Annotated in this window: 6 protein-coding genes; all 6 read right to left on the minus strand. The window is 71.4% G+C overall.

The annotated features are described in order from the left end of the window. On the minus strand, positions 1-1,819 hold a 1,819-nt coding region (locus tag E4P40_RS25145), incomplete at its 3' end, for a PQQ-dependent sugar dehydrogenase (protein WP_209305508.1). A 210-nt stretch (positions 1,820-2,029) separates the two neighbouring features. Next, positions 2,030-3,730 (minus strand): ribonuclease J, encoded by a 1,701-nt coding sequence (locus tag E4P40_RS25150; RefSeq protein WP_135161064.1) that lies wholly within the window; start codon positions 3,728-3,730, stop codon positions 2,030-2,032. A gap of 73 nt (positions 3,731-3,803) precedes the next feature. Then, positions 3,804-4,703, minus strand: coding sequence for a 4-hydroxy-tetrahydrodipicolinate synthase (dapA, locus tag E4P40_RS25155; RefSeq protein ID WP_135161065.1), 900 nt, complete (start codon positions 4,701-4,703; stop codon positions 3,804-3,806). Positions 4,704-4,712: 9 nt separating this feature from the next. After that, positions 4,713-5,219: a dihydrofolate reductase gene (locus E4P40_RS25160; RefSeq protein WP_135161066.1), complete on the minus strand. Its 507-nt coding sequence runs from the start codon at positions 5,217-5,219 to the stop codon at positions 4,713-4,715. Continuing rightward, positions 5,216-6,022: a thymidylate synthase gene (locus tag E4P40_RS25165; protein ID WP_135161067.1), complete on the minus strand. Its 807-nt coding sequence runs from the start codon at positions 6,020-6,022 to the stop codon at positions 5,216-5,218. The genes E4P40_RS25160 and E4P40_RS25165 overlap by 4 nt, the downstream gene beginning before the upstream one ends. Positions 6,023-6,058: 36 nt before the next feature. Then, complete coding sequence (gene thyX / locus E4P40_RS25170; RefSeq protein WP_135161068.1) at positions 6,059-6,811, minus strand: FAD-dependent thymidylate synthase; 753 nt, start codon at positions 6,809-6,811, stop codon at positions 6,059-6,061. Positions 6,812-6,834: the final 23 nt, after the last annotated feature.

A 6,834-nucleotide genomic window follows, 5' to 3' on the forward strand; every position in this document is an offset into this window, starting at 1 on the left:
TCGCGGTGAAGGTGGCCTCCTGGTCCCGCCATTGGTCGATGAGGACCGTGTCGTCGATGTACACCCGGATGCCGTCGTCGGCCTGGGCGGTGAACGTGTACGTCGCCGCGGTCGGGAAGTCGATAGAGCCGGCGAAGCGGGCCGACCAGTTGTCGGCCGGGATACCGGTCGCCGGTGCAGCCAGGGCCCAGTCCTTGTTGAGCATCGGACCGGCCTCGCAGGAGGTCGCGGCGGGAGTGCCGGTCAACGTCGTGTTCGCGAAGTACGTCGCCGTGTACTGCCCGGTCGCGCAGCCGCCCGGCGGCGGCGGCGGAGGCGGCGGCGGCGGTGTGCCGCCGGCGTAGGCGATGCGGCGGATGCTGCCGGTGAAGTCGACGTAGAAGAGCTCCCCGGCGGGGGACATCTCGACGTCGACCACCGCCCGGGCCGGCGAGACGAACGGCCGCGCCGACGCGACGCTGGGCTGCCCGTCGGCGCCCAGGGTCATCACGAAGATGCAGTCCCGGGCGTAGTCGGCGAAGAAGGCCGCCCCGTTGTACTCGGCGGGGTAGGGGCTTCCCGTGGTCTTCGCGAACGTGACACCGGACGCGGACGCGCCGTTGGCGGTGGCGCAGTTGTCCGCCGCGTTCATCCTTCCGCCGTGCGGATAGGAGATGTAGGGCTTGGTATCGACGTTCGCTGCGTACAGCCCCTCGCAGATGTTGAGGTTCGTGTTGTCGTACTCGGTGTTGCGGACCGGCCCCTCGTAGCAGGGCCAGCCGAAGTTGGTCATGCCGCCGGTCGGGTTGACCAGACGGTTGAGCTCTTCCGTCGTGGCCCAGCCCACGTCGCTGATCCACAGCTCGTTCGTGCCCGGCCGCATGCCCATGCGGAAGGGATTGCGCAGGCCGTACGCGACGATCCGCTGGGCGTTCGGGTCGGCCGCACCGATGTTCGGGTTGCCGGCCGCGGCCGCGCCGGTGTCGGGGTTGATCCGGATGACCGTGCCGCTCAGGGACGTGGGGTCGCCCGTGGTGCGCAGGTCCTGCGACCGGAGGGCGCCGCCCTCGGCGGTCGGCGCCGTGATCCCACCCGGATCGTTGCAGGGATTCTTGGCGGGGTAGCCCGTCTGGCCGTAGTCGACGAAGTCGAAGCTCGCCCCGTCACCGCCGGAGGCGTACAGCGCACCGTCGTTGCCGAAGACCAGGTCACCGGCGCTGTGGCTCGGGAACTGCTGGCACCAGTCGTGGATCAGATCGGTCTTCGTGGTCGTGGCGGTGCCCGGGTTCGCGAGGTTGAGCGTGAACTTCACCAGCTTGCTGCTCACGACGCAGCCGTCGGTCGTCGCGCCGGGTGGATTGGGGCAGCCGTCGCTGTCCGCTCCCGCAACGCCCCACCGCGGCATCGGGCCGGCGCCCGGGCCGGGGTTGGTCCCGGTCCCGGGGAGCTGGCTGTCGAAGGCGTACATCGCGTAGATGAACGGACGGCCGGGGAATCCCGGGTCCACGGCCAGACCGAGGAACCCGCGGTCCCAGAAGCTGTGGGTCTCCGTGCGCAGGTCCACCACCTGCGTCGCGGTGGTGTCGGTCAGGCTGTCGAACATCTGCACGGTGCCGCGCTTCTCGGCGACGAAGACCCTGCCGTCCGGGGCGAACTTCACCGCCGTCGGGTTGGCGAGGCCGCCGAACGCCTGCACCTCGGAGAACCCCGCAGGCAGCGCGGCGGCAGGCTGCGCCGACTGGATCACCGTCAGCACGGACACCGCCAGCACGAAGGCCCCCGTCGCGGCGAGTCCCTTGAGGCGGCTGATCGTCCCCGACGAACGCCTTGCACCGATCATGTCCGACTCCCGTGACAGCGAACCCAACCGCGCTGGCGCACCGGTGGCGTCCGGGAAGCTAGCGTCGGTCGGCCCGTTGCGGGAACGTTATTGAGGCGCCATCACCCTCTTGCCCAGTTCTTTCACAGGGCGCTGACCAGCCATGACGCAGCGTGCCGGAGCGATGGCCCGCTCATCCGCGACAGACATGCAGGCGGTCACTCCGCGTGGTCAGACCTCGAGGACCGTCGGGATGATCATCGGGCGCCGTCGATAGGTGTCCGACACCCACTTGCCGATCGTGCGGCGGATGACCTGCGAGAGCCGGTGCGGATCGATCTCGTCGTCCAGCAGCGCCCGCTTGAGGTTCTCCTCGACCAGCTGCAGTGCGCCGTCGAAGGCCGCGGGGTCGTCGGAGAACCCGCGGGTGGACAGGTGCAGATCGCGGACGATCGTCCGCGTGGAGAGCTCGATGACGACGGTCAGCGCCACGAAGCCCTCGTCACCGAGGATCCGGCGGGCCTGCAGCGACTCCTCGCCGACGTCGCCGACGTTGAGCCCGTCGACGTAGACGTTGCCGATCGGCACGCTGCCGACGATGGCGGCCTTGCCGTCGACGAGGTCCACGACCACCCCGTCCTCGGCGAGGATCACCCGGTCCCCGGTCATGCCGGTCTCCTCCGCCAGCGCGGCGTGCGCCCGCAGGTGCCGCCACTCGCCGTGCACCGGCATGAGGTACCGCGGCTTGGCGACGTTGAGCAGGGTGCGCAGCTCACCGGCGGGCGCGTGACCGGAGACGTGCACCCGCGCGGTCTCCTTGTGCACCACCGTGGCGCCGAGCCGGGCCAGGCCGTTGATCACCTTGTAGACGGCGGTCTCGTTGCCGGGCACCAGGGACGACGCGAGGACGACGGTGTCGCCGGCCTCGATGGTGACCTGGTGGTGCTCGCCGCGCGCCATCCGGCCCAGCGCCGACAACGGCTCCCCCTGCGACCCGGTGCTGACGAGGACGACCTGCTCCGGTGGCATGGCCGCGGCCTCGTCGAGCGAGACCATCAGTCCCGGCGCCACGCGGAGCAGGCCGAGGTCGCGGGCGACGCCCATGTTGCGGACCATCGACCGGCCCACCAGCGCGACCTTGCGCCGGTGCGACTCGGCGCAGTCGAGCACCTGCTGGATGCGGTGCACGTGGCTGGCGAAGCTGGAGACGATCAGCCGCTGCGACGCACGGGCGAAGACGTCGTCCAACACGGGGCCGATGCTGCGCTCGGGGGTGACGAAGCCGGGGACCTCGGCGTTGGTGGAGTCCGACAGCAGCAGGTCGATCCCCGCCAGGCCGAGGCGGGCGAACGCGCCCAGATCGGTGAGGACGCCGTCCAGCGGCAGCTGGTCCATCTTGAAGTCGCCGGTGTGCACGAGGGTGCCGGCCGGGGTGTGCACGGCGACGGCGAGCGCGTCGGGGATCGAGTGGTTCACCGAGACGAACTCGCAGTGGAAGTGCCCGGCCAGGTGGTCGTCGCCCGCGGCGACCTCGACGAGCGTCGGGTCGATGCGGTGTTCGCGCAGCTTGGCCGCGACCAGCGCCAGGGTGAAGCGGGATCCGACGAGCGGGATGTCGCCGCGCAGCCGCAGCAGGTACGGGATCGCCCCGATGTGGTCCTCGTGGCCGTGCGTGAGGACGACGGCCGCGATGTCGTCGAGGCGGTGCTCGATGACCCCGAAGTCGGGGAGGATCAGGTCGACGCCGGGCTGCTCCGGCTCGGGGAACAGGACGCCGCAGTCGATGACCAGCAGCTGGCCGTCGAACTCCAGCACGGCCATGTTGCGGCCGATCTCGCCGAGTCCGCCCAGCGCCATCACCCGCAGACCGCCCGCGGGGAGCGGCGGCGGGGCCTTCAGGTCCAGGTGCGGTTGCGTGACCTGTCCACTCACGAGACCTCCTCGCCGGCGCTCGGCGGACCCGTTCGTGCCACTGCTGCGTCCATCGGTGAGCTCGCAAGCTCGCTCACAGGTGGATGCCTCCGGCGGCCAGGTCCTTCCGCAGCTGCGCGACCTGCTCGGGGGTGGCGTCGACGAGGGGCGGACGGACCGGGCCGGCGGGGAGGTGCAGCTCCTTGAGCGCGGCCTTGACCATCATGGCGCCCTGGCCGCCGCCCATGATCCCGGAGTAGACCGGCAGCAGGCTCTCGTTGACCGCCCGCGCCTTGACCAGGTCGCCGGACTCCACCGCCGCGATGAGCTCGGCCAGCCGCGGGCCCACCAGGTGCCCCACCACGCTGACGACCCCGACCGCGCCGATCGCGAGCAGCGGCAGGTTCAGCATGTCCTCGCCGCTGTAGTAGACCAGATCGGTGCGGGCCAGGGTCCAGGCGACGTCCCCGAGGTTCCCCTTGGCGTCCTTCACCGCGACGATCCGCGGGTGCTCCGCGAGCCGGACGAGGGTGTCCACCTCGATCGGCACGATCGAGCGCGGCGGGATGTCGTAGAGCATGACCGGCAGGTCGGTGGCGTCCGCGATGGCGGTGAAGTGGCGGAGGAGCCCGGCCTGGGACGGCCGGTTGTAGTACGGCGTCACGGCGAGCAGGCCGTGGACGCCCAGCCGCTCGGCCGACCGCACGTTCTCGATGGAGTGCGCGGTGTCGTTGGTCCCGATGCCGGCGACGACGACGGCGCGGTCACCGACGGCGTCCAGGACCGCCTCGAGCAGGGTGTGCTGCTCGGCGTCGCTCACCGTGGGCGCCTCGCCGGTGGTGCCGAGCACGACCAGGCCGTCGTGGGCGCCGCGGTCCACGAGATGCGCGGCCAGCTCCTGGGCCCCGGCGAGGTCGACCGAGCCGTCCTCGGTGAACGGGGTCACCATCGCCGTGAGGACGCGCCCGAAGGGCCGGGCCGGGTCGCTGCTCATGGGGAGAATCTACCCAGCGGGGGCGACGGTCCCTCGTCCGTACTCCGACACGGCGTACCGCAGACCGGACGACGACGTCGACCAGCCCTCGGCCGGTGACCGCTCGTCCAGCCGCCACTCGCCGCCGATCCCCGGCGCGAAGGTGTCGCCGTCGACGACGACGTCCACGTCGGTGACGACCAGCCGGTCGGCGTGCGGCAGGAAGGCCGTGTAGACCGCTCCCCCACCGATCACCCAGAACGACTCGTGCTCGGCGAGCACCTGCGCCACCGAGCCGGTCCGGTGCGCCCCGTCGGCCGACCACCGCGGGTCCGTCGTCAGGACGACGTTGGTGCGCCCGGGCAGCGGACGGAAGCGGTCGGGCAGCGATTCCCAGGTGCGGCGGCCCATCACCACGGTGGCGCCCATGGTGAGCCGGCGGAACAGCGCCATGTCCTCCGGCAGGTGCCAGGGCAGACCGCCGTCGGCGCCGATCACGCCGTTCCGGGCCTGCGCCCAGATCAGCCCGACCCTCACACCGCCACGGCTGCCCGGATCGCCGGGTGCGGGTCGTAGTCGCGGACGGTGAAGTGCTCGTGGGTGTAGTCGAACAGGGAGGGGGCGGGCGCCACCTCCAGCGTCGGGAACGGCCGCACCTCGCGGGAGAGCTGCTCGGTGACCTGGGCGGTGTGGTTGCTGTAGATGTGGCAGTCGCCGCCGACCCAGATGAAGTCGCCCGGCGCCAGGCCCACCTGGTCGGCGACCATGCGCGTGAGCAGCGCGTAGCTGGCGATGTTGAACGGGACGCCGAGGAACATGTCGGCGCTGCGCTGGTACAGCTGGCAGGAGAGCCTGCCGTCGGCGACGTAGAACTGGAAGAGCGCGTGGCAGGGCGCCAGGGCCATGTCGGGCAGGGCCCCGACGTTCCAGGCCGACACGATCATGCGGCGGGAGTCGGGATCGGAGCGCAGCGTCGACAGGATCGCCGAGATCTGGTCGATCTGCTGTCCGTCGGGCGCGGGCCAGGACCGCCACTGCACGCCGTAGACCGGACCGAGCTCACCGTCCGGCGAGGCCCACTCGTCCCAGATGGTCACGCCGTGGTCGCGCAGCCAGCCGACGTTGCTGTCGCCGCGCAGGAACCACAGCAGCTCGACGGCGATCGACTTGAAGTGGACCTTCTTCGTCGTCACCAGCGGGAAGCTCTCCGACAGGTCGTAGCGCAGCCGCTCACCGAAGAGGCTGACGGTGCCGGTGCCGGTGCGGTCCTGCTTCGGCGTCCCCTGCTCCAGGATGCGCCGCAGGAGGTCCTCGTACTGGGTGTCGATCGCGCCTGCCACGGGCCCGAGGGTACGGGGGGAAGGCGACGGGAACCCTCAGCCCTCGGTGACGAACGGGCTCGCGGCGACCTCCGTGCCGTCGGCCAGCGCACTGATCCGGAAGTCCCCGAACGCGTTGCCGGCCACCCGCTGGAGTTCGCGCAGGCAGGCGACGGCGAGCTCGCGGATCTCGACGTCGGCGTGCTCGCTGGCCCGCATGGCGATGAAGTGCCGCCAGGCCCGGTAGTTGCCGGTGACGACGACGCGCGTCTCCGTGGCGTTGGGCAGCACCGCCCGCGCGGCCTGGCGGGCCTGCTTGCGGCGGAGGGTGGAGTTGGGGACGTCGGCGAACCGCTTCTCCAGCCCCTCGAGCAGCTCGTCGTACGCGGCGAGCGCGGCGTCGGTCGCGGCGAGGAACCGCTCGTGCAGTTCGGGGTCCTCGGCGATGACGGCGGGCTCGACGAAGGCGGCATCGCGCTCGGGCACGTAGCGCTGGGAGAGCTGGCTGTAGGAGAAGTGCCGGTGGCGGATCAGCTCGTGGGTGAGCGACCGGGAGACACCGGTGAGGTACATGGTGACGGTGCCGTGCTCGAGCACGGAGAGGTGCCCGACCTCGAGGATGTGCCGCAGGTACCCCTCGTTGGTCGCGGTGGCCGGGTTCGGCTTGTCCCACGACTGGTAGCAGGCCCGGCCCGCGAACTCCGCCAGCGCCTGCCCGCCGTCCACGTCGGTCTCCCACGGGACGTCGGCCGGCGGCGTGAACTGCGTCTGGGCGATGACCTGGACCTGGAGCGGGACGATCTCGGGCACGGGACGAGCCTACGGCGGCCGGC

Source organism: Blastococcus sp. CT_GayMR20, from assembly GCF_004570345.1.

Bases quoted from the DNA above. Each gene is read 5' to 3' on its own strand.
- dapA (WP_135161065.1), bottom strand. From the start codon at position 4,703: ATGAGCAGCGACCCGGCCCGGCCCTTCGGGCGCGTCCTCACGGCGATG.